Genomic DNA, 22,352 nt, shown 5'->3' with positions numbered 1-22,352 from the left:
CTTCAGGAAATTGACGTTCAAAAAGGCGAGGAGCCGACATGCCGAACGGCAAACCCAACATCTTGGTCATCTGGGGAGACGACATCGGCATCAGCAACCTGAGTTGTTACAGCGACGGCCTCATGGGCTACCGCACTCCGAACATCGATCGCCTCGCGGACGAAGGCATGCGCTTCACCGACTCCTACGGCGAGCAAAGCTGCACAGCCGGGCGGGCCGCCTTCATCAGTGGGCAAAGCGTATATCGAACTGGAATGAGCAAGGTTGGCATCCCCGGCGCGGACATCGGTTGGGCCGCTGAGGATCCGACCATCGCCGAATTGCTCAAGCCACTCGGCTACGCCACCGGCCAGTTCGGCAAAAACCACTTCGGCGACCTCAACAAGTACCTACCGACCGTGCACGGGTTCGACGAGTTCTTCGGAAACCTGTATCACCTCAACGCCGAGGAGGAGCCGGAGAGCTTCGACTATCCGCACGAGGATCGGTACCCCCGGCTCTACAAGCTGGCCAAGCCGCGCGGGGTGCTCAAGTGCACGTCCACCGAGGAGGTGTCGACCGAGCCCGACGACCCGACGTACGGACCGGTCGGCAAGCAGACGATCGAAGACACGGGGCCGCTGACCACCGAACGCATGAAGACCATCGACGACGACGTGGCCGATGCGACTGTCGACTACATCAGACGCCAGAACGCGGCAGGCAATCCGTTCTTCGTCTGGTGCAACTTCACCCACATGCACCTCTACACCCACACCAAGCCGGAAAGCGCCGGCCAGGCCGGTCTGTGGCAGTCGCGCTATCACGACACGATGATCGATCATGACCGCAACGTCGGCACGGTGCTCGATGTGCTCGACGAACTCGGCATCGCCGAGGACACCATCGTCATCTACTCCACCGACAACGGCCCGCACCGCAACACCTGGCCCGACGCCGGCACCACCCCGTTCCGCAGCGAGAAGGACACCAACTGGGAAGGCGCCTTCCGGGTGCCCGAGCTGGTTCGCTGGCCGGGCAAGATCCCCGCCGGCGTGGTCTCCAACGAGATCATCCAACACCACGACTGGCTGCCCACCCTGCTGGCCGCCGCAGGGGAACCCGACATCACCGAAAAGCTGAAGAAGGGCCACAAGGCGGGGAACAAGGACTTCAAAGTTCATATCGATGGCTACAACCTGCTGCCCTACCTGACGGGCGAGGTTGAGGAGAGCCCGCGTCGTGGGTTCTTCTACTTCTCCGACGACGGTGATCTGGTCGCCATGCGCTTCGAGAACTGGAAGATCGTCTTCGCTGAACAGCGCTGCCAGGGCACGTTGCGGATCTGGGCAGAGCCGTTCACGCCGCTGCGCGTGCCCAAGTTGTTCAACCTGCGCACCGACCCGTTCGAATATGCCGACGTCACGTCCAACACCTATTACGAATGGCTGTTGCGCCACGACTATTTCGTCTTCTACGCGACCGCGATGGCGACCAAGTTCCTCGAGACGTTCAAGGAGTTCAAACCGCGACACGCGCCTGCCAGTTTCAGCGTCGATCAAGCCGTGGAAAAGCTCCACGCGTTTCTGGCAAAGGACTGACACCTGATCACCTGCAGCAGAACACAATAAAGAGGAGTGAATATGCCCGACGCAAAGCCGAACATTCTCGTGATCTGGGGCGATGACATCGGTATCTCGAATTTGAGCTGCTACAGCATGGGTTTGATGGGCTACCAGACGCCCAACATCGACCGCATCGCCAGAGAGGGCATGATCTTCACGGATTCGTATGGCGAACAGAGTTGCACTGCAGGACGTTCGTCGTTCATCACCGGGCAGAGCGTGTACCGAACCGGGCTGTCCAAGGTCGGCATGCCCGGCGTGGACATGGGCATGTCGCCGGAGGACCCGACCATCGCGTCACTGCTCAAGCCGCTCGGTTACGCCACCGGCCAATTCGGCAAGAACCACCTCGGCGACCTGAACAAGTACCTTCCCACCGCGCACGGTTTCGACGAATTCTTCGGCAACCTGTATCACCTCAACGCTGAAGAGGAACCCGAACACCCCGACTATCCGACCGAGGAGGAAGCCCCGGTACTGCGGGCAAAGATGCTGCCGCGCGGCGTCATCCACTCCTGGGCCACCGACGAGGACTCCGGCGAGGTCGACGAACGGTTCGGGCCCGTCGGCAAGCAGCGCATCGAGGACACCGGGCCGCTGACCAAGAAGCGGATGGAGACCATCGACGACGAAACCACCGAAGCCTGCATCGACTTCATCAAGCGCCAGAAGGAGTCTGACACACCGTTCTTCGTGTGGATGAACACCACCCACATGCACTTCCGGACCCACACCAAGCCGGAAAGTATCGGACAGGCGGGCCGCTGGCAGTCGCCCTACCACGACACCATGGTCGACCATGACCGCAACGTGGGCCAGCTGCTCGACGCCCTCGACGAACTGGGCCTCACCGAGGACACCATCGTCATCTACTCGACGGATAACGGTCCTCATGCCAACACGTGGCCCGACGGCGCCACCACTCCGTTCCGCAGTGAGAAGAACTCCAACTGGGAGGGCGCCTTCCGGATTCCGGAGATCGTCCGGTGGCCCGGCAGGATTGCCGCCGGCGCAATCTCCAACGAGATCATCCAGCACCACGACTGGTTGCCGACATTCCTGGCCGCCGCCGGCGAGCCCGACATCGTCGAGAAGCTCAAGAAGGGTTATGACGCCGGTGGCACGAAGTACAAGGTGCACATCGACGGCTACAACCTGCTGCCATATCTGACCGGCGAGGTCGACAAGAGCCCCCGCCGCGGCCTGATCTACTTCTCCGACGATTGCGATGTGCTGGGCATCCGGTTCGACAACTGGAAAGTCATCTTCATGGAGCAACGCTGCCAGGGCACGCTTCAGATCTGGTTCGAACCCTTCACGGTGTTGCGGGCGCCGAAGATGTACAACCTGCGCACCGACCCCTACGAACGCGCCGACATCACGTCCAATACCTACTGGGACTGGTGGTTCGACCGCGACTACATCGCGTTGATGGCGAATGTTGTTGTCACGCAGTTCCTGGAGACGTTCAAGGAGTTCCCGCCGCGGCGTGAGCCGGCCTCGTTCACCGTCACCAATGCGGTCGAGAAACTGCACCATTTCCTCGAGTCGGTCGGCGGCTGAGGTTGGGCATCCTGGATAGCTGGTGCGACGGCACAGGGTCCTCGGCGAAGGCGGCGATCGTCGACTTCGTGGGCCGCGCAGCCAACGACATAGCGCCAGAGGAACGGGTCGCGGTGTTCGACAACGACGGCACGCTGTGGTGCGAGAAACCGGCCTACATCCAGCTCGACTTCCTGGTGCGCCGGATGGCCGATCAGGCCGCCGCCGATCCGGCGCTGGCCGAGAACCAACCCTACAAGGCGGCCGCCGCCGGCGATCTCGAATGGTTCGGGGATGCGGTCACCAAGCATTACAACGGTGACGACTCCGAGCTGAAAGTTCTTGCCGGCGGGATACTCTCGGCCTTCGCCGGGCTGACGGTCGAGGAACACGCGGAACGGGTGAAGACGTTCTTCGGCACCGCAGAACACCCGACGCTGAAGCGGCCGTACACCGCGTGCGGCTATACCCCGATGATCGAATTGCTGCGCTATCTGGAGGACAACGGGTTCACCAACTACATCGCATCGGGTGGCGGTCGCGACTTCATGCGCCCGGTCACCACGCAGATGTACGGAATACCGCCGGAACGCGTCATCGGCAGTTCGGTCGGACTGGACTTCGCCGATGGCGACCTGCGCACCACGAATCGTCCGGAGTTCCTCGACGACGGGCCGGTCAAGCCGGTACGCATCTGGGGCCGAACCGGGAGACGACCGATCTTCGCCGCAGGCAATTCGAACGGTGACATCGAGATGCTGGAGTTCACCCGGGGGCTACGGCTGTTGGTGCTGCACGACGATGCCGAGCGCGAATTCGACTACACCGCAGGCGCCGAGAAGGCGCTGGAGCAAGCGTCGAGGGAAGGGTGGTCGGTGGTGAGCATGCGCAACGACTGGGCGACCGTCTTCAGTGGCTGACCAATCCCCGTCGAAACTGCGCACAGATCGCGTTTTCGGGCGAATCGACGATCTCTGCGCAGTTTCGGCGGAGCATAGGAGCATGAGCGACGACCTTGTCTGGATTCCGGCGCAGACCGCGGTCCTGGGGTCGGACGTTCACTACCCCGAGGAGGCACCAGCCCGGCAGGTCACCATCGAGAGCTTCTGGATGCAGACGCACCAGGTGACCAACGCACAGTTCGCCGAGTTCGTCGACGCCACAGGCTATCTCACTGTCGCCGAGCGGCCCGTCGATCCCGTCGACTTTCCCGACGCGCCCGCCGAGAACCTGCAACCCGGCTCGATGGTGTTTCACCGGACCCAGGGCCCGGTGGATCTGCGGCACCTGAATCTGTGGTGGACGTGGACACCCGGCGCCTCGTGGCGTCATCCCGTCGGTCCGCTGTCGTCGATCGACAAACGCGCCGAGCACCCCGTCGTCCATATCGCCTACGAAGACGCCGACGCCTATGCGGCATGGGCGGGCATGGCGCTGCCCACCGAAGCCGAATGGGAGACCGCCGCCCGCGGTGGCCTTGCCGGCGCCGAGTTCACCTGGGGGGACGACCCCGAACAACCGGGCGAGCGCCTGGCGAATTATTGGCACGGCGAGTTCCCATGGCGACCCGAGAAGGGCTACGGCCGTACCACTCCCGTGGGGACCTTCCCGCCCAACGGCTACGGCCTGTACGACATGGCGGGAAACGTCTGGGAATGGACGACGGACTGGTACGCCGACACCCGGCTCGATGACTCGTGTTGCGAGGCGGCCAGTTACGACCCGCAACAGCCGCAGTTCCAGGTGCCGCGACGAGTCGTCAAGGGCGGGTCGTTTCTGTGCGCCGACTCGTACTGCCGGCGCTACCGACCGGCCGCGCGCCGGCCTCAACCCATCGACACCGGCATGAGCCACATCGGTTTTCGCTGCGTGAAACGCTAACCGCGGCCGTCACCCTCGCCCGAGATCCACTGTTCGCCCCGCCGCGCCGCCTCCTCGACGGGCCCGAACACCCGGTCGGTCGCGGGCACGATGCCGTCGTCGCCCAAGACGTCGCCCAGGCCGCCCGCCTCCAGTACCTTCTTGGTGGCAGGGCTGGCACCGGCGACGATCAGACGTCCACCGTTGTCGCGGAGGTCTTGCGCCCAACGCCGCAGCGATTTGATCACCTTCGTCGAGGGGACATCCGGCAAAGTCCTCATGGCGAGCACGACGACGGCCCGATGCGAATCCGCCACCTGAGGCCACTCCTCGTCGATGCGAGGCACCTCGGCGAACAGGCCCACACCCGAGTACTGCAACACCGTCACCGCGTCGCTTTCGACCTTCTCCGGTACGGGCGCAATCAGCCAGCCGCCGTCGTCGGCACGGACAAGTGCCTCCAGACCCGCTGCCTGCGAAGCCTTTACGCAGTAGAGCACCAGCGAAGTGACCGCGCCGATCAGGATCGCGGTGTGCAGTGGCAATTGGGTGGTCGCCAGAAAGGTCACCACCATGGCCACCGCCGACAGCGGTGCGGTGCGCAGCACCAGCCTGATGTCCGCCCACCGGCCGGCGACGAGTTCCGCGCCGATGACCAGGATCAGCCCCCCGATCACCGGCATCGGGATGAGTTCGGCCAACGAACCCGCGACGACCACCAGAGCGGCCAGCCACACACCGGCGAAGACGCCCGCCCACCGCGTCTGCGCACCCGCCGAAACCGCCACCCCGGTCCGCGACAGCGACCCGCCTGTCGGCAGGGCGCCGAAGAACCCGCCGGCGAGGTTCGCCGCGCCCTGCGCGACGAAATCGCCGTTAGTGCTGGGACGCGAGCGGTCCGGATTCGGTACCGCCGCCGAAATACCGGCCGCCTGCGCCAGGCCGACCAGTGCCACCGCCAGCCCACCGGCAAGCAGTTCCGGCATCGCCGCGAAGTTCGGCATCAGGAAGGGCGGCAGCGCATTCGGGATGGAGGCGATGTCCCCCACGGTCTCGACTTCGACGTCGATCACCGCGACCACGGCGGTCACCACGACGAGCGCGATCAAGGTGGCGAAGGCTTCCAGCGGTTTGATGAAGTGAAAAACCGCCCACACCGCGACGGTCCCGAGCGCGACGAGGCACGGGGCAAGCTGCCAGGATCCAACGTGGGCGAACGCGTCGACAAACTTGCCGAGCGTGTTGTGGCTGTCGGGCCGATACCCGGTGGAGTCGTGGATGACCCCGGCGATGATCTGTAGCGCTATGCCGGTGGTGAAGCCCGTCATCACCGCGTTGGAGACGAAGTTCATCATCGCCCCGAACCGAAGCAGGCCGAACAGCAGCATGATCGCACCGGCGACGATCACCAGCGCAGCGATGTTCGACGGGTTCGTGGGGTCGAGTCCCGCTGCGCTCAAGACACTTTGCGACGTCAACGCCAGCGCACTGGTCAGCGTCGTGACCATCAATACGGTGCGGGCGAACAGCGACCCGACGATCGTCGACACCACACCGGAGTAGAGGCCGGCGACCGGGTTGAACCCGCCGATGCTGGCGTAGGCCATACCCTCGGGGATGGAGAACAGGCCCGTTACAAGTCCGGCGATCACATCGCGGAAGCGCGGTCGTCCCAGCGACGCCGCGGTTCGCCGCAGAGATGGGGCCACGGGTCAACCTTGGCATTGCTCAGCGGCGCGCGACCCGTTTCGGCGACATCGACGGCCACCACCTGCGCGCGGGCCGTGTGCCGAAGCGCTACGTTGTAACGCGTTCTACTTCGCCGTCGAAGGGCCAACCGTATGAGCAACGGGCAAACCGCCAGGAAAGCACTGGTGATCGGCGCGGCATCGGGGATCGGCTGGGCGACGGCCAAGGCGCTGGCGGCCGAGGGCGACGTGGTCACGCTCGCCGACCGCAACCTCGACGGCGCGCGGGCGCGGGCCGCCGAACTCGGCGATCCGCACACCGCAGCGCACGTCGACGTCACCGACGAAGCCTCGGTACAGGCGTTGTTCGACGCGACCGGTCCCCTCGAAATCGTGGTCAACTGTGCGGGTTTCGGCAGCCTCGGGCTGATCACCGATCTGGCGGTCACCGAATTCCGGTCGGTGGTCGACGTCTGCCTGAACGGCGCGTTCATCGTCGCGAAATACGCGGGTCAGAAGTTGCGGGAAGGCGGATCGCTCGTCTCGATCAGCTCGCTGAATGGGCGACAACCGGCGGTGGGCATGAGCGCGTACTGCTCGGCCAAGGCAGGCCTGTCGATGCTCACCCAGGTGGCCGCACTCGAGATGGGCCCTCGGGGTATCCGGGTCAACGCCGTGTCGCCCGGCTTCGTCGAGACGCCGCTCACGGAGGGCTCCTCGCTCATTCCGGGCCTCGTCGAGGACTACGTCGACAACACCGCGCTCGGCCGCGCGGGGCAACCGGAGGAGATCGCCGACGCGGTCGTGTTCCTGTGCAGCCCGAAGGCGTCCTGGTTGACCGGCGAGGTGCTCGACCTCAACGGGGGTGCGCACCTCAAGAAGTACCCCGACATACTCGGTCATGTCATGAACCTTGCGGAGAACTCATGACTTTCGCCGGTAAGACAGCACTGGTCACCGGCGCGGGCTCGGGCATCGGCGCCGCGCTATGCCGAGCGCTGACAGCCGCGGGTGCCGACGTGGTGTGCACCGACATCGACGGCGATGCGGCCGAGCGCACCGCGGCCGTCCTGGGATCGCGGGCCCGCGCGGCACGTCTCGACGTCACCGATGCAGGTGCCGTGCAGGCCGCCGTCGACGAGGTGGTGAACCGCGCGGGCCGGCTGGACCTGATGTTCAACAACGCCGGGATCGTCTGGGGCGGCGACACGGAACTGCTCACGCTGGAGCAGTGGAACGCGATCATCGACGTCAACATCCGCGGCGTGGTGCACGGCGTCGCCGCCGCCTACCCGCTGATGGTGCGCCAGGGCCACGGTCACATCGTCAACACCGCGTCGATGGCCGGGCTGACCGCCGCCGGACAGGTCACCAGTTACGTGATGACCAAGCACGCCGTCGTCGGGCTGTCGCTGGCGCTGCGGTCGGAGGCAGCCGCCCGCGGCGTCGGGGTGCTCGTCGTCTGCCCGGCCGCCGTCGAAACCCCGATCCTCGACAAGGGCGCGATCGGCGGGTTCGTCGGCCGCGACTACTTCCTGCCCGCTCAGGGCGGCAAGCCCTACGACGCCGACCGGCTGGCCATCGACATCCTGCGCGCCATCGAGAAGAACAAGCCGATCCTGGTCAAACCGCGCATCGCGCACGCCCAATGGTTGTTCGCCCGGCTCGCGCCGAGGCTGATGAACCGGGTCTCCATGCGGTTCATCGCCGACCAGCGCGCCAAACAAGCGCAAGCCAGGGCCGACACGCTGTAGACATAGCGGCGTGGATACCGAATTCACGCACACGCAGAAGCGTTCGCTTGCCGTCGCCACCGTGGTCGCGATCGTGTTCGGCGCGTACTTCCTGCGGGGCTACTTCATCCTCGTGGTGGTCGCCGCAGTGGCCGCATACCTGTTCTCGCCGCTCTACATTCGGCTCAACAAACGGATCGGCACCGGGCTGGCGGCGACCGTGACGTTGCTGGCCGCGACCGCGGCGGTGATCGTGCCGTTGAGCCTGTTCGTGTTCCTCGCGGTCGTGCAGATCAGCACCATGGTGGAACGGGTGGCCGAATGGGTCGCCCGCACCGATCTGTCGACGCTGGGCGACCGTGCGCTGCAGTTCGTCAACGACCTGCTGGACCGGGTGCCCTATGTCGACACCACCGTCACCCCGCAGTCGCTGCAAGGGTCGATGACGAGGGTGGCTCAGGATGCCGGCCAGTGGCTGCTCGGCTTGCTACAGGGCGCGGCGGGCGGCGTTTTCGGCGCCGTGACCGCACTGATTCTGTTCGTGTACGTGTTCATCTCACTGCTCGTCAACCGCGACCGGGTGGTGACGATCATCCGCCAGCTCAACCCGCTCGGCGAGGAGACCACCGACCTCTATATGGCGAAGATGGGCGCGATGGTCAAGGGCACCGTGATGGGCCAGTTCGTCATCGCGGTGTGCCAGGGCGTCGCGGGCGCACTGTCGATCTATCTGGCCGGATTCCATCAGGGCTTCTTCCTGTTCGCGGTGCTGCTGTCCGCGCTGTCGGTCATTCCCCTGGGCAGCGGCATCGTCACCATCCCGTTCGGGATCGGAATGATCCTGTTCGGCAACATCTTCGGCGGCGTGTTCGTGATCCTGTTCCACCTCATCGTGGTGACCAACATCGACAACTTCCTGCGGCCGATCCTGGTACCTCGCGAAGCGCGACTCGACCCCGCGCTGATGCTGCTCGCCGTCTTCTCCGGCATCAGCATGTTCGGCGCGTGGGGCATCGTCATCGGTCCGGTGCTGATGATCGTCATCGTCACGACGATCATCGTCTACCTGTCGGTGTACAAGGGTGTGCCCATCCAGCAGCCTGCCGAGGACGAGAAACCCAAGCGGCGCAACCCATTCGGGTGGTTGGGCCGTCGCATCAAGGAATTCCGCGAGCACAAGGCCGGCAGCGACACTGAAGACGCCGACGAGAAGGACGGCGAGAAGGCGCCAGCCGCCACCGGGGACGCCGACTAGCTTGGCTCAAGCGTTCTCAGTCATTCCAACAGTCACGAGGCTCACACCGAACAACGTTTCGCAGCGAAAGGCCGAGAACTCGTCTGCAAAACGTCGCACGCTGTGACACGCGGAACGCATTTGATAGGTGCGCCACAACCGTTCGGGCCGGCGCGCCCAAAGCGCAAGCGGGCCCAAAGCGCAAGCGCGCCCGAGCCTAAGCCAGCCGCTCCGTGAGGAACGCGGTCACGCGCTTGAGCGCCGCGTCGGTCGGATGGTCGTCCTGCTGGCGCAGTTCCCGCGTCAGCACCGAGTGCGCCATCTTCGTGAACCCGTGTTCGTTGCCCTTGCGTGAGTCGATCTCGATCACCTCGAACGCGTCGCCGAGCCGGTCCTTGAGCGTCTTGAACCGTGCCGCGGGCACCAGCGGGTCCTCGGTGAAACGCAAACCCAGCGCGCACAATCCCTCGGTGGCGGCGCGCCGTTCCACGATCTTGAGCTCGGCATCGGACAGCCCCGGGTCGCGGCGCTGCTTGGGGGTGAGCGGAAGCGGCAGCGACGGCTGGCTGAGCACGGGGGCCAGCACGCTGTCGTCTACCGCCGCGGCGAGCGCGAAACCACCGGTGAAGCACTGCCCGATGACGCCGACGCCCTTGCCCGGCGTCCTCTCGTTCAGGTCGCGGGCCAGCGCGCGCAGGTAATGGGCGACGGGCCTGTCGGCGTTGGTGGCCAGCCCCGCGAATTCCCGTGCCACACAACCACGAAGCATCACCGGCACGGCGCCGGGCCGCATGGCGGGTGCACCCGGCGTGCCGAACAGCGACGGGATCGCGACCGTGAACCCGTTGTCCACCAGATGATTACCGAGCGCCAGCACACCGGGGTGCGCGCCGGGCATCTCCGGGATCAACACGACGCCCGGACCCTCGCCCCTGCGGTAGACGTCATGTGTGTAACCGGCCGCGGAGAACGGCGCGACGGTCCACCCCGTCAGGTCTGCTTCCGGGGCGGTCATGGCGTCTCCGTCCGTTACTTGGCGGGCAGTGGCGATGCGGTCTGCGTCGCCGCCGCCAGCGTACGGTACTCGTCGGTACCCGCGGCGCCGGTCAGCGCGATCTGCGCGGGCCCGGTCGGACCGGCCAGCCGCGTCGTCCACACCGGTTCGGCGGGCTCGCCGTCGCCATCGGTGCCCTCGTAGACCACCCATGTCACGCCGTCGACGTCCTGCACCCCGGTCGGCACCACGTCGGGATTGATCGAGCCGACCAGCTTGGCTTCGTCGGCGTTGCTCTGCGTCAGGCTGAGGTACATCCCGCCCGGTGTCAGGAACCCGACCGTGGAGCTGACCGCGCGCGCCGGCTGGCCCGACGCGGGATCGGTGCGTCCGCCGTCGATGCCCTTGCGGCTACCGGAGTTGGAGTGCCAGCCCTCGGGCAGTTCGGGCAATCGGATGGGGATCTCGAGCGCATCGGCGTCGGCCTGTAGCGCGGCCCGGGCGTCGTAGGACGGCGCTGGACCCTGCCCCGGCCCGGCGGGCTGAAACGAGCACATGCCCAGCAGACCGGCCAGAACGATGCAGGCCAGCACCAGCGGCGCCATCGACCAGAACATGTCGCGGCCGTCCTGCAGCAGCCGCGACTTGGCGGGCCGGGGGTGCGGCGCCGGTTGGGCGGCGGCCGCGGCGCGGGGTTCGGGCTGTTCTTCCATTGCCGCCAGTATCCCAGCTCTCACAGGCCGACCGGCTAATGGGACAATCTGCGCATGAGTCCGGCCCGCGGGGAAGCCCCCGATCGAAATCTCGCCCTCGAACTCGTCCGAGTCACCGAAGCCGGTGCGATGGCCGCCGGCCGCTGGGTAGGCCGCGGCGACAAGGAGGGTGGCGACGGCGCGGCCGTGGACGCCATGCGCGAGTTGGTCAACTCGGTGTCGATGCGCGGGGTCGTGGTGATCGGCGAGGGTGAGAAGGACAACGCGCCGATGCTCTACAACGGCGAGGAGGTCGGCAACGGCGACGGGCCGGAGTGTGACTTCGCCGTCGACCCGATCGACGGCACCACGTTGATGAGCAAGGGCCTGTCCAACGCGATCTCGGTGCTCGCGGTGTCCGAGCGCGGCACCATGTTCGACCCGTCGGCGGTGTTCTACATGAGCAAGATCGCCGTCGGCCCCGAGGCTGTCGACGCGATCGACATCACCGCGCCGATCGGGGAGAACATCCGCAAGGTAGCCAAGGCCAAGAATGTCTCGGTCTCCGACCTGACCGTCTGCATCCTCGACCGGCCCCGCCATCAGCAGCTGATCGCCGACGTGCGCGAGGCCGGCGCGAGGTGCCGGCTGATCACCGACGGCGATGTCGCGGGCGCGATCTCGGCGTGCCGGCCGAACACCAGCACCGACATGCTGGCCGGCATCGGCGGCACACCGGAAGGGATCATCGCCGCGGCCGCCATCCGATGCATGGGCGGCGAGATCCAGGGGCAGCTGGCACCCAGAGACGACGAGGAGCGTCAGAAGGCCCTCGACCGCGGCCACGACCTGGATCGCGTGCTGACGACCGAGGACCTGGTCTCCGGTGACAACGTGTTCTTCTGCGCGACCGGGGTCACCGACGGCGACCTGCTCAAGGGCGTCCACTTCTACAGCGGTGGCTGCACCACCCAGTCGATCGTGATGCGGTCGAAGTCGGGCACCGTGCGGATGATCGAGGCGTACCACCGGTTGTCCAAGCTCAGCGAATACTCTGCGATCGACTTCACCGGCGACAGCAACGCCGTCTACCCGCTGCCGTAACACCCAGACACGAAGGGACCACATGAGCATCCGAAGACAACCGCGAGTGAGGATCGCAGCGAGGAACGAGCGAGGACCGGTGGGCCCACGCCCGCAGGGCAGGGGACGAGCGGGAGGCGAGGCATGAGCATCGACTCGTCTCAGGACGTCGAGTACCGCATCGAGCACGACACCATGGGCGAGGTCCGAGTGCCAGTCAATGCGCTGTGGCGCGCGCAGACGCAGCGCGCCGTGGAGAACTTCCCGATCTCCGGCCGCGGTCTCGAGCGCACCCAGATCCGGGCTCTCGGCCTGCTCAAGGGCGCCTGTGCGCAGGTGAACAAGGACCTCGGCCTGCTGGCAGCGGACAAGGCCGACGCGATCATCGCCGCGGCCGGTGAGATCGCCGACGGCAGGCACGATGACCAGTTCCCGATCGACGTCTTCCAGACCGGTTCGGGCACCAGCTCGAACATGAACACCAACGAGGTGATCGCGGGCATCGCGGCGCGCAACGGTGTGACCGTGCATCCCAACGACGACGTGAACATGTCGCAGTCGTCGAACGACACCTTCCCCACCGCGACGCACATCGCCGCGACGGAAGCCGCTGTGCGCCATCTGATCCCGGCGCTCGAGGTGCTGCACGAGTCGCTGGATTCCAAGGCCCGGCAGTGGCGCACCGTCGTCAAGTCCGGTCGCACTCATCTGATGGACGCCGTCCCGGTGACGCTGGGCCAGGAGTTCGGCGGCTATGCCCGTCAGATCGAGGCGGGCATAGAAAGGGTGCGGGCCACGCTGCCGCGGCTGGGTGAACTGGCCATCGGCGGCACCGCGGTCGGCACCGGGCTCAACGCGCCCGACGATTTCGACGAGCGCGTCGTCGCCGTGCTCAGCGAGCAGACCGGGCTGGCCGAATTGCGGGTGGCGGCCAACCATTTCGAGGCACAGGCCGCCCGCGACGGGCTGGTGGAAGCGTCCGGCGCGCTGCGCACCATCGCCGTGTCGCTGACCAAGATCGCCAACGACATCCGATGGATGGGCTCGGGGCCGCTGACCGGGCTCGGCGAGATCCAGCTGCCGGATCTGCAACCGGGCAGCTCGATCATGCCCGGCAAGGTGAATCCGGTGATTCCCGAGGCGGTCACGCAGGTGGCCGCGCAGGTGATCGGCAATGACGCCGCGATCGCTTTCGGAGGCGCGTCCGGTGCTTTCGAACTCAACGTCTACATCCCGATGATGGCGCGCAACATCCTCGAGTCATTCAAGATCCTGACCAACTCCTCGAAGCTGTTCGCCGAACGCTGCATCGACGGCCTGGTGGCCAACGAGGAGCGGTTGCGCGAGTTGGCGGAGTCGTCGCCCTCGATCGTGACGCCGCTGAACTCGGCCATCGGTTACGAGGAGGCCGCAGCGGTCGCCAAGCAGGCGCTCAAGGAGAAGAAGACCATCCGCCAGACCGTCATCGACCGAGGGCTGATCGGCGACAAGTTGTCCGAGGAAGAACTGGACAAGCGTCTCGACGTCTTGGCGATGGCCAAGGTGAAGGACGACGACCGCTAGGGCATCCGCCGGGCGTCATGGGTGAACCCCGACACCAACGGGTATAGGGACGCTCAGCCGAAGTATCTCGATCGGCTGTGAGCAGCTGCGATCCTGGGGGACATGCCGAGGGACGTCGTGATCGGCCAGTCGACACATCTGCGCGCCGTCGCCACCTTCCTGGAGTCGGCGGATGTCGGCCCGTCGGCGCTGCTGATCGAGGGTGAGGCCGGGATCGGCAAGACCACGTTGTGGTCGGCCGCCGTCGAGCAGGCGCGACAGCGCGGTTTCGGGGTCCTCTCCACGCGCGCGACGGCCGCCGAATCCGTGCTCGCCTACACCGCTCTGGCGGACCTGCTCGACGACGCAGACACCGGCGCCTGGGCCGACTTGCCGACCCCTCAACGCCTCGCGCTCGATCAGGTGCTGCTGCGCGCAGACAACGATGCGGTGACCGACCAACGGGCGGTGGCCGCGGCGTTCCTCTCGGTGCTCGAGCGAATCTCTGACGAGCAGCCCGTCCTGGTGGCCATCGACGACCTGCAGTGGCTCGACCCGTCGAGCGTGCACGTGCTCGCGTTCGCGGCGCGCCGGCTCACCGGGCCCACGGGACTGCTGGCCAGTATCCGGACTGATTCCGGCGATGGCGCGGGCACCGCCTGGCTGCAGCTGCCGCGGCCCGAGGCGGTCCATCGAATCCGGTTGAGCCCGTTGAGCGTTCAAGACCTTCATGCCGCGGTGTCCATGCGGCTGCGACGGCCGTTCTCCCGCCCCACGGTCGGGCGGATCCACCGGGTCTCGGGTGGAAACCCGTTCTACGCAATCGAATTGGCCCGCTCGATCGACGAACGCTCTTCGGGTATCGATCCGTCGCTGCCCCAAACGCTGACCGACGTGGTACGTGCCCGGCTGGACGGCCTCGACACCGACGTCAACGACGCGTTGCTCGCCGCCGCGTGCCTGGCCGTGCCCACGGTGGAACTGGTGTCGCAAGCGACGACGGGCGACGACGACCGGCTCGTCGATCTGTTGGAGACGGCCGAGAGCAAAGGCATTGTCGCGATCGACGGCAACCGGATCCGGTTTGCCCATCCGCTACTGGCGACGGGCGTCTACACCCAGGCCTCGCCCGGTCAGCGCCGGTCGATGCACCGCCGGCTCGCCGAGATCGTCGACGAGCCCGAGCTGCGGGCCAGGCATCTGGCGCTGGCTGCCACCCGCGGCGACGAGATCACGTTGCGGGCGCTGGACACGGCGGCGGATTCGGCGCGGGTGCGCGGAGCGCCAGCGGCGGCGGCCGAATTGATGGACCTGGCGATCAGACTCGGCGGCGACACCCCGCAGCGGCGGCTGCGCTCGGCGCTGCACCACTTCGATGCCGGGAACTCCGAACGGGCGGCTGCGGTCCTCGAGGAGGCGATCGAGCACCTGCCGCCAGGCACGTTGCGCGCCGAAGCGTTGAGCCGCCTGGCCGTGGTGCGGCTCTACGGGGAGGGCTTCATCGAAGGCACACGCTTGCTGTGCGACGCGCTCGACGAAGACCATGACAACCGCGCGCTGCGGGTACAGACGCTGATCACGTTGGCCTACACGCTGTTTCACGGCAACGACTTGCAGAAGGGCGTTGCGACCGCCGAGGAGGCGGTCGCGTGCGCCGCGGGCGTCGACAACCCGCATTTGCTCGGCATGGCGCTCGGGATGCTGGTCATAATGCGGTTCGCCGCGGGCGAGGGCTACGACGACGAGTTGCTGCGGCGGGCGCTGGAGCTGGAGGACCCGGAGGCCTACACACCGCTGGTGTTCCGGCCCGCCGTGCAGCACGCGCTGCTGCTGGAATGGACCGGCCGGCTCGACGAGGCGCGCGAGGAGCTGGACAAGATCCTGGCCCGCTGCCTGGAGAAGGGCGAAGAAGGCGAGCACGTGTTCGTCTCGCAGCATGTGGTGACGAACGCGATCTGGCGGGGCGACTTCGTCTGGGCCAACCTGGTCGCCGAGGACGCGCTGGAGAAGGCGCGGCAGATCGGCGGCGACACCCCGCAGTTCCTGACCCAAAGCCTGCGCGCACAGCTGACCGCGTTCGCCGGCCAGGAGGACGCCGCGCGCCAAGCGATCGACGACGCCCTCGAATGTGCCAGGCGCACCGGGGCATTCCGGCTGGCGCAGCGGGTGCTGGCCGCTTTGGGCTTCCTCGAGGTGTCGCTGGGCAACTACCAGGCCGCGGTGACCGCGCTGCAGCCGATGCTGACGCAATTCGATCCGGAGAAGACGCCGACCGAACTGCCCAATGCCGCCTTTCTGCCGGACGCCGTCGAGGCGCTTGTCCGACTGGACCGCCTCACCGAGGCCGAGCCGCTCATCGCAGCGCTGGAGAACAACGGCCGCCGGCTCAACCGCCAGTGGATGCTCGCGGTGGGCGCACGGTCGCGCGCCATGCTGTTGGCCGCCCGCGGCGACCTCGACGGCGCCCACGACGCGGCGCGGCAGGCGATGACCGCACACGAGGACCTGCCGATGCCCTTCGAGCGCGGGCGGACGCTGCTGACCCTGGGCCGGCTCGAGCGTCGTCAGCGCAGGAAGGAGTCGGCGTCGGCGCACCTGCAGGAAGCAGTGGAGATATTCGAGCGCCTGAACATCCCGCTGTGGGCGGCCCGGGCCCGCGCCGAGCTTTCCCTCTCGAGCGTGGGACGACACGGCACCGGCGACCTGACGCCGTCCGAGCGGCGGGTCGCCGAGCTCGCCGCATCGGGGATGAAGAACCGCGACGTCGCGGCCGCGCTGTTCATCAGCCCGAAGACCGTCGAGGCCAACCTTGCCCGCATCTACCGCAAACTCGGCATCAGGTCGCGGGCGGAGCTGGGCCGGCACCTCGGCAGGCCGCACGCGCCCGAAACATCGACCGGGGCATAGGGAAATTCCCTATTCCCCTGTGGCGGCGAAAGATTTACCGTCAAATGGCTGCCCCGTCACCCCGATCGACAGGAGGACCGGTGCGTCTCGACGAAGCTTCCGCGACCCTGACCGACAAGAACACCGCTCTGGTCACGACGGCCACCAGCCAGCCCGCTCTGCGCACCGGGTTCGCGGTGCTGGGCCTGGTGTCGCTGCTCGACCTGCCGCGCGGCGACCGCGCCGATCGGGTGGTGGCGCTGGGTGGGGCGGCGGCCGCCGGCTGGTACCTGGCCCGCAGTAGCCGCCACCGCCAGGGACTTGGGCGCGCTACCGATCGCTGAGAGCCATCACGGCAGCGCGCCGGGGCTGATCTCCTCCAGCATCTCGGTCACCAGCGCGGCAATCGGCGAGCGTTCGCTGCGCAGCAGCGTGATGTGGGCGAACAACGGATGGCCCTTGAGCTTTTCGATCACCGCCGCGACGCCGTCGTGCCGGCCGACGCGCAGATTGTCGCGCTGGGCGACATCGTGGGTGAGCACGACGCGTGACCCCGCGCCCAGTCGCGACAGCACGGTCAGCAACACGTTGCGCTCCAGCGACTGCGCCTCGTCGACGATCACGAACGAGTCGTGCAACGACCGGCCCCGGATGTGCGTCAGCGGCAACACCTCGAGCATGCCGCGCGCCAGCACCTCCTCGAGCACCGCGGGGCTGGCCAACCCCTCGAGCGTGTCGAAGACCGCCTGCGCCCACGGGCCCATCTTCTCGCTCTCGCTGCCGGGCAGGTAGCCGAGGTCCTGCCCGCCGACCGCGTACAGCGGACGGAACACCACGACCTTGCGCTGGGTGCGGCGCTCCAGCACGGCCTCCAGCCCTGCGCACAGCGCCAGCGCGGATTTGCCGGTACCAGCCTTGCCGCCGAGCGACACGATGCCGACGGACTCGTCGAGCAGCAGGTCCAACGCCACCCGTTGTTCGGCGGAGCGGCCGCGCAGCCCGAACGCCTCCCTGTCCCCGCGCACCAACTGCACCCGCTTCTCCGGCGTCACCCTGCCCAGCGCGTGCGAGGTGCCGCCGAGCAATCGAATCCCGGTGTGGCAGGGCAGGTTTCGAGCAGCCTCCAGATCCGTCTCGCCGTCGGCGAACAGCGCATCGATGTCGTCGGCGCCGACCTCCACCTCGGCCATCCCCGTCCAGCCGGATGTGATGACGTCCTGGGCGTGGTATTCGTCGGCCGACAACCCGACCGCACCGGCCTTCACCCGCAGCGGGATGTCCTTGCTCACCAGCGTGACATGCTTACCTTCGGCTGCCAGGTTGGCCGCGACGGTCAGGATCCGCGCATCGTTGCTGTCGGTGCGAAACCCCGCCGGTAGCACCGACGGATCGCTGTGGTTGAGCTCTACGTGAAGTGAACCGCCTTGTACGCCAACGGGAATCGGCTGATCGAGCCGGCCGTATTCGAGCCGCAGATCGTCGAACATCCGCAGTGCCTGACGCGCGAACCAGCCGAGCTCATGATGGTGACGCTTGGCTTCGAGTTCGCTGATCACCACCAGCGGAACCACGACCTCATGCTCGGCAAAGCGCGTGCCGGCCCAGGGATCTGACAGCAGCACCGAGGTATCGAGCACATAGGTCCGAACGGCCGATTCAGTCACGTGGCGCTCCTCGCGTCTCACTTGGCTTCATGCGGCCCCGCACGAACCTTCGGCGGACACTGCGGCACTGAGACCGGGGCCGGTCCCTTCGTGATCGAAACGATCGGTACCGCCCGGACAGCAAAGCAAGTCGCTAGCCATCGGAAGCGACGCTACTCCCGTTGCGGCACATGCGCCGTGCAGGCGCGCCGTAGTGTTCGCCGCTGCTCGCGAGTGCGGTGACCGGCCGGTTACGCGGAGGCGAACTCGCGCAGCTTCGGCTCGTCGGCCAGTCCCCAGGCGGCGATCCGGTCGGCGGTCACCTGGCGCAACTGCTCGGGCCCGAAGATGCCGGCCTCGGCGACGCGCTGCAGCTTGTCTGCGTAGGCGTCGATGTCGCCGCCGACGACGTCGAGTTCGGCGGCGCGGTGTGCGATCGCATCGACGGTTTCGTCGCGGCTGGTCGACAGCAGATGCGCGACGAGGTTGGCGAAGAACTCCTCATGTCGTTCCTCGTCCTTGGCGATGCGCCCGATGAGGCGCTTGAGCACCGGTTCGGTGATCTTGGCCTCGAGGTTGCGGCAGAAGACGGCGTGCGCCCGTTCGAAGAACGCCATGAACACCAGCCGCTCGACCTGGCTGTAGGTGTCGGCGCGGTAACCCTTCATCACGTGCTCAACGCGCACGTCCTCGTTGGCGGCCGGGTCGATCTCGCGAGTCACGACGAGGTAGTTGCGCAGCGCGATCGCGTGCAGGTGCTCCTCCGCGGTCCACCGGCCGATCCAGCGGCCCCACTTCTCCTCGAGGATGAAGCTGAACACGAACTCGCGGTGAAAGCTCGCGAGGTTGTCCTTGGTGATGAGCAGGATCTCCAGCGCATCGGTGACGTCTTTCGGCAGCGTCACCTGCGACGGGTCCCAGTCCTTCCCGCCGAGAAACGCGAAGTTCTCGCCCTGGTCGAACGGTACGTAGTCGTGCGCGTACCAGAGGTCCTCGGAATCGATGTGACGACGCAGCTCCTGCTGCACGACCGGCTCGAGTTCGAGGATCAGCGCATTCGGTACAGGTTTCTGTGCCATAAAAGTAACTGTAACCCGAGTTCACACGTTCTCTGAAATCGGCTCGCCACTTACAGCTGCAACCCCGGGTACAGCGGGTTTGCGGTCAGCAGCTCGGCGGACGCGGCGTGCACACGCTCGGCGGTGCCGTCGGCGAGGGTGTATTTGGCCTTCGATGTGCCCTGGGGTTCGGTGTTCGACAGCACGTCGACGATCAGCTCGGCCACCCGGTCGAAATCGTCGGCGCCGAACCCGCGCGTGGTCAGCGCCGGCGTGCCGAGACGGATGCCGCTGGTGTACCAGGCGCCGTTCGGATCCGCCGGCACGGAGTTGCGGTTGGTGACGATGCCCGCGTCGAGCAGTGCGGACTCGGCCTGCCGGCCGGTCAGGCCGAACGAGGTGACGTCGAGCAGCACGAGGTGGTTGTCGGTGCCGCCAGTCACCAGCCCTGCGTCGCGCTTGAGGAAGCCGTCCGCCAGTGCCTGCGCGTTGTCGGCGACGCGCTGCGCATACGCCTGGAACGCGGGCTGGCGGGCCTCGGCAAGCGCGACGGCCTTGGCCGCCATCACGTGCGACAGCGGTCCGCCCAGCACCATCGGGCAGCCCTTGTCGACGGCGTCGGAGAACTCCGGCTGGGCCAGCACCATCCCGCCGCGCGGCCCGCGCAGCGACTTGTGGGTCGTCGTGGTGGTGACGTGCGCGTGCGGCACCGGATCCTCGTCGCCGGTGAAGACCTTGCCCGCGACGAGGCCCGCGAAGTGCGCCATGTCGACCATCAACGTCGCACCCACCTCGTCGGCGATCTCGCGCATCGTGGCGAAGTTGACGCGCCGCGGATAGGCCGAGTACCCCGCCACGATGATCAGCGGCTTGAACTCGCGGGCGGCTTCGGCCACCGCGCTGTAGTCCAGAAAACCGGTGCCCGGATCGGTGCCGTAGCTGCGCTGGTGGAACATCTTGCCGGAGATGTTCGGCCGGAAGCCGTGGGTGAGGTGGCCGCCGGCGTCCAGTGACATTCCCAACAGCCGCTGGTTGCCGAGCTTGTTGCGCAACGTCTCCCAGTCCTGTTCGGACAGCTCGTTGACGTGCTTGGCATTGAGTTCGGCAAGGCTGGGTGCTTCTATGCGGGTGGCCAGGATCGCCCAGAACGCAACGAGGTTGGCGTCGATACCGGAGTGCGGTTGCACGTAGGCGTACGGCGCTCCGAATAGTTCACGGGCGTGTTCGGCGGCGAGGCTCTCGACGGTGTCGACGTTCTGGCAGCCCGCATAGAACCGGTGCCCGATCGTGCCCTCGGCGTACTTGTCGGAGAACCACGTGCCCATGGTCAGCAGCACCGCCGGCGAGGCGTAATTCTCGCTGGCGATCAGCTTGAGCGAATCCCGTTGGTCGGCAAGCTCTTTGCGCGTCGCCGCCGCGATGCGCGGCTCGACGGATTCGATGACCTGCAGCGCGGCCCGGTAGGCGGCACTCGCGGTCTCGGCGTACTCCGCGCCGGGAGCGCCAGCGTGTGAGGTCACGGGGTCTGCAGTCATGGGGCTAGCCTACTTTCCGCTGCTCTCGCGAACGGCACCCCGCCTCAGGCAGCCCGCAGCGCCGATGGGATCAGCGGCTCGTCGAGCAGCGTCCCGAACCGTTGGGTCAAGCTGACGTGGTCGGGCCTGGCGTCCAGCCAACTCCGCAGCAGCCGGTAGCCCTCGACGTACGTGCTGGTGTAGGCGCGCCACAGCGGCGAGGACAAGAACCGCAACATCTGGCGGGCGCGCTCGTCGTTGACCAACAGCCACCGCTTGAGGAACTCGACGACCTCATCGACGTCGCGGTGCTCGTCGTGCAGCATCAGCGCGGCGTCCTGCCGCACCTCCGCGAGCGCCGATGCCGCCTCCGACACCGCCTGAGCGCGGTCGCCGTCGAACCGCAGCCCCAGGTCGGCGTAGATCTCGCCGGCCCACGCGCCCCAGTCCGGGCCGATCGCCGCGTAGAGCGCGAGGTCGGCCAGGCCCTCGGCCATCAGGCACTGGGGGGTGTTGACCAGGAAGATCGTCTGCTCCGTCTGGCCCCTGACCTCGACCAGACCCGCCTCCTTACGGCAGTGCTCGGTGTGGTGGCCGGGATAGGACTCGTGGGCGACCAGCCGCGGCAGGTTCGACATCTGCTGTCTGAGGTCCGCATTGACGGCCACGGTCGACTTGTAATCCCCGTGGTAGTAATTGAAGCCCGACCACGGCTTGTCGGTGACCACCTCATAGGTGACGGTCTCGGCGTCGGGCAGCGGATACTCCGCACGCACGCCGTCGCGCAGCGCGCTGGAGAACGCGTGAATGCACTCCTCGAGGCGGGCGGGCGGGATCTCCTCCCCTGCCCGGTAGGCCTGCATCCGGTCGGCGAGCGAACCGGTCCCGCCCAACACTTCGTCGAGTCGCCGATGGGCCTGCCGGTACTGCTCGGGATCGCCCTTGCTGATGCGCACATCGAAGTACGCCTGCACCTCGTCGACGAAGCCGACGTCCTCGCCGGCGAACTTGCGGCCGGCGCAGGCGAGAGCGCGCAAATGGGCGGCGACGTAGTCGGCCCGCTGCTGGTCGAGGCCCGCGGGCAGCTCCGCCAGCAGCCGCTCGGCCTGCCGGGCCAAGTCGGCGGGATCCGGCGGCGGCTCGGCGGCCACCGCGCGCCGCAGCGCCGGATCGCCGGTGAATGAGTCGACGTAGCCCTCCTCCACCCGGTCGAAGCGCAAACCGAGCAGCAGATACTCCCGGACTGCCGAAACTGAGGTGCTGGCGATCATGGTCTCAA

The 22,352-nt window shown here is 67.0% G+C and carries 18 protein-coding genes; 11 read left to right on the top strand and 7 right to left on the bottom strand.

The features are described from left to right. Positions 1-38 precede the first annotated feature (38 nt). Genes AU187_RS15190 through AU187_RS15175 form a run of 4 tightly spaced genes read left to right on the top strand, consistent with a single transcriptional unit; the run spans position 39 to position 5,027 of the window. Positions 39-1,580, top strand: a complete 1,542-nt coding sequence (locus tag AU187_RS15190; protein ID WP_059097955.1) for an arylsulfatase — start codon at positions 39-41, stop codon at positions 1,578-1,580. A gap of 42 nt (positions 1,581-1,622) precedes the next feature. Continuing rightward, a complete protein-coding gene (locus AU187_RS15185; RefSeq protein WP_059097956.1) occupies positions 1,623-3,167 on the top strand; it encodes an arylsulfatase in 1,545 nt (514 codons plus the stop codon). A gap of 8 nt (positions 3,168-3,175) precedes the next feature. Further along, entirely contained in the window at positions 3,176-4,066 is an 891-nt protein-coding gene (locus AU187_RS15180; RefSeq protein ID WP_059098410.1) for an HAD family hydrolase, read from the top strand. Between the two features lie 43 nt (positions 4,067-4,109). After that, complete coding sequence (locus AU187_RS15175) at positions 4,110-5,027, top strand: formylglycine-generating enzyme family protein (protein WP_502687767.1); 918 nt, start codon at positions 4,110-4,112, stop codon at positions 5,025-5,027. Here AU187_RS15175 and AU187_RS15170 read toward each other — a convergent pair. Then, a complete protein-coding gene (locus tag AU187_RS15170; RefSeq protein WP_231740220.1) occupies positions 5,024-6,715 on the bottom strand; it encodes a SulP family inorganic anion transporter in 1,692 nt (563 codons plus the stop codon). The genes AU187_RS15175 and AU187_RS15170 overlap by 4 nt on opposite strands. Before the next feature lie 132 nt (positions 6,716-6,847). Here AU187_RS15170 and AU187_RS15165 point away from each other — a divergent pair, with 132 nt between their 5' ends. From AU187_RS15165 to AU187_RS15155, 3 genes are read left to right on the top strand one after another with little or no spacing between them, the layout of a single operon-like run. After that, positions 6,848-7,624 carry an SDR family NAD(P)-dependent oxidoreductase gene (locus tag AU187_RS15165; RefSeq protein WP_059097958.1) on the top strand — a complete coding sequence of 259 codons (777 nt, stop codon included), beginning with the start codon at positions 6,848-6,850 and terminating at the stop codon, positions 7,622-7,624. Beyond that, positions 7,621-8,448: an SDR family NAD(P)-dependent oxidoreductase gene (locus AU187_RS15160; protein ID WP_059097959.1), complete on the top strand. Its 828-nt coding sequence runs from the start codon at positions 7,621-7,623 to the stop codon at positions 8,446-8,448. The genes AU187_RS15165 and AU187_RS15160 overlap by 4 nt, the downstream gene beginning before the upstream one ends. A gap of 10 nt (positions 8,449-8,458) precedes the next feature. Beyond that, entirely contained in the window at positions 8,459-9,682 is a 1,224-nt protein-coding gene (locus tag AU187_RS15155) for an AI-2E family transporter (RefSeq protein ID WP_059097960.1), read from the top strand. A gap of 196 nt (positions 9,683-9,878) precedes the next feature. On the opposite strand, the gene AU187_RS15150 is transcribed toward AU187_RS15155, so the two are convergent. Together AU187_RS15150 and AU187_RS15145 are read right to left on the bottom strand one after the other, a co-directional pair. Then, the gene (locus tag AU187_RS15150) at positions 9,879-10,676 is read right to left on the bottom strand and encodes a dienelactone hydrolase family protein (RefSeq protein WP_059097961.1); all 798 of its coding nucleotides are present in this window, start codon (positions 10,674-10,676) and stop codon (positions 9,879-9,881) included. Positions 10,677-10,690: 14 nt separating this feature from the next. After that, complete coding sequence (locus AU187_RS15145; protein WP_059097962.1) at positions 10,691-11,368, bottom strand: DUF4245 domain-containing protein; 678 nt, start codon at positions 11,366-11,368, stop codon at positions 10,691-10,693. 54 nt (positions 11,369-11,422) lie between these two features. Here AU187_RS15145 and glpX point away from each other — a divergent pair, with 54 nt between their 5' ends. From glpX to AU187_RS15125, 4 genes are all read left to right on the top strand, one after another. Beyond that, complete coding sequence (glpX, locus tag AU187_RS15140) at positions 11,423-12,451, top strand: class II fructose-bisphosphatase (protein WP_059097963.1); 1,029 nt, start codon at positions 11,423-11,425, stop codon at positions 12,449-12,451. Between the two features lie 123 nt (positions 12,452-12,574). Then, entirely contained in the window at positions 12,575-13,993 is a 1,419-nt protein-coding gene (locus AU187_RS15135) for a class II fumarate hydratase (RefSeq protein WP_059097964.1), read from the top strand. Between the two features lie 102 nt (positions 13,994-14,095). After that, positions 14,096-16,879 carry a helix-turn-helix transcriptional regulator gene (locus AU187_RS15130; RefSeq protein ID WP_059097965.1) on the top strand — a complete coding sequence of 928 codons (2,784 nt, stop codon included), beginning with the start codon at positions 14,096-14,098 and terminating at the stop codon, positions 16,877-16,879. An 80-nt stretch (positions 16,880-16,959) separates the two neighbouring features. Next, on the top strand, positions 16,960-17,202 hold the full coding sequence (locus AU187_RS15125) for a hypothetical protein (protein WP_059163317.1): 243 nt from the start codon (positions 16,960-16,962) through the stop codon (positions 17,200-17,202). A gap of 6 nt (positions 17,203-17,208) precedes the next feature. On the opposite strand, the gene phoH2 is transcribed toward AU187_RS15125, so the two are convergent. The 4 genes from phoH2 to AU187_RS15105 all read right to left on the bottom strand — a co-directional run bounded on the left by phoH2 (position 17,209) and on the right by AU187_RS15105 (position 22,344). After that, positions 17,209-18,522, bottom strand: a complete 1,314-nt coding sequence (phoH2, locus tag AU187_RS15120) for an RNA 5'-3' helicase PhoH2 (RefSeq protein ID WP_059098413.1) — start codon at positions 18,520-18,522, stop codon at positions 17,209-17,211. Positions 18,523-18,752: 230 nt separating this feature from the next. Next, positions 18,753-19,580: an acyl-ACP desaturase gene (locus AU187_RS15115; RefSeq protein ID WP_059097966.1), complete on the bottom strand. Its 828-nt coding sequence runs from the start codon at positions 19,578-19,580 to the stop codon at positions 18,753-18,755. A 50-nt stretch (positions 19,581-19,630) separates the two neighbouring features. Further along, positions 19,631-21,094: a glycine hydroxymethyltransferase gene (locus AU187_RS15110; RefSeq protein WP_059097967.1), complete on the bottom strand. Its 1,464-nt coding sequence runs from the start codon at positions 21,092-21,094 to the stop codon at positions 19,631-19,633. 44 nt (positions 21,095-21,138) lie between these two features. Then, positions 21,139-22,344: a hypothetical protein gene (locus AU187_RS15105; RefSeq protein ID WP_059097968.1), complete on the bottom strand. Its 1,206-nt coding sequence runs from the start codon at positions 22,342-22,344 to the stop codon at positions 21,139-21,141. Positions 22,345-22,352 lie beyond the last annotated feature (8 nt).

The sequence above is a fragment of the Mycobacterium sp. IS-1556 genome (genome assembly GCF_001499985.1).
GTDB lineage: Bacteria > Actinomycetota > Actinomycetes > Mycobacteriales > Mycobacteriaceae > Mycobacterium.
This window is presented reverse-complemented; position numbering and strand designations above follow the sequence as displayed.